Source organism: Streptomyces sp. NPDC004435 (genome assembly GCF_042873895.1).
In the GTDB taxonomy this organism is placed as follows: Bacteria; Actinomycetota; Actinomycetes; order Streptomycetales; family Streptomycetaceae; genus Streptomyces.
On record NZ_JBIAMB010000051.1, the window covers coordinates 1 to 1,093 of the forward strand.

Consider the following 1,093-nt stretch of genomic DNA (forward strand, 5'->3'; position numbering starts at 1 on the left):
TCGTGCGCAAGGTGCTCATCGCCAACCGTGGCGAAATCGCTGTTCGTGTCGCCCGTGCCTGCCGGGATGCCGGGATCGCGAGCGTAGCTGTCTACGCCGATCCGGACCGGGACGCCCTGCACGTCCGCGCGGCCGACGAGGCGTTCGCCCTGGGCGGTGACACCCCGGCCACCAGTTATCTGGACATGGCCAAGGTGCTCCAGGCCGCGAAGGACGCGGGTGCGGACGCGGTCCACCCGGGGTACGGCTTCCTGTCCGAGAACGCGGAGTTCGCCCAGGCGGTCCTGGACGCGGGTCTGACGTGGATCGGGCCGCCGCCGCACGCGATCCGGGATCTGGGTGACAAGGTCGCCGCCCGTCACATCGCGCAGCGCGCGGGCGCGCCGCTGGTCGCGGGCACGCCGGACCCGGTGTCCGGCGCGGACGAGGTCGTCGCCTTCGCGAAGGAGCACGGGCTGCCGATCGCGATCAAGGCGGCGTTCGGTGGTGGCGGGCGTGGTCTGAAGGTCGCCCGCACCCTCGAAGAGGTTCCCGAGCTGTACGACTCGGCGGTCCGTGAGGCCGTCGCGGCGTTCGGTCGGGGCGAGTGCTTCGTGGAGCGTTACCTGGACAAGCCGCGTCACGTGGAGACGCAGTGCCTGGCCGACACGCACGGCAACGTGGTGGTCGTCTCGACGCGTGACTGCTCGCTGCAGCGCCGGCACCAGAAGCTGGTCGAGGAGGCCCCGGCGCCGTTCCTGAGCGAGGAGCAGAACGCGCAGCTGTACGCGGCGTCGAAGGCGATCCTGAAGGAGGCCGGCTATGTCGGCGCCGGCACGGTCGAGTTCCTCGTCGGTCTCGACGGCACGATCTCCTTCCTGGAGGTCAACACCCGTCTCCAGGTCGAGCACCCGGTGACCGAGGAGGTCACCGGTATCGACCTGGTGCGGGAGATGTTCCGGATCGCGGACGGCGAGGAGCTCGGCTACGGCGACCCGGCCGTGCGCGGTCACTCCTTCGAGTTCCGTATCAACGGCGAGGACCCGGGCCGCGGTTTCCTCCCGGCCCCCGGCACGGTCACCCTCTTCCAGCCGCCGACCGGCCCCGGTGTCCG

General features: G+C 71.0%; 1 protein-coding gene. It reads left to right on the top strand.

Translation table 11 applies throughout. The features are described from left to right. Window positions 1-2: 2 nt before the first annotated feature. Window positions 3-1,093: acetyl/propionyl/methylcrotonyl-CoA carboxylase subunit alpha (locus ACFYT9_RS39575; protein ID WP_389172056.1), on the top strand; the 1,091-nt coding region annotated here is incomplete at its 3' end.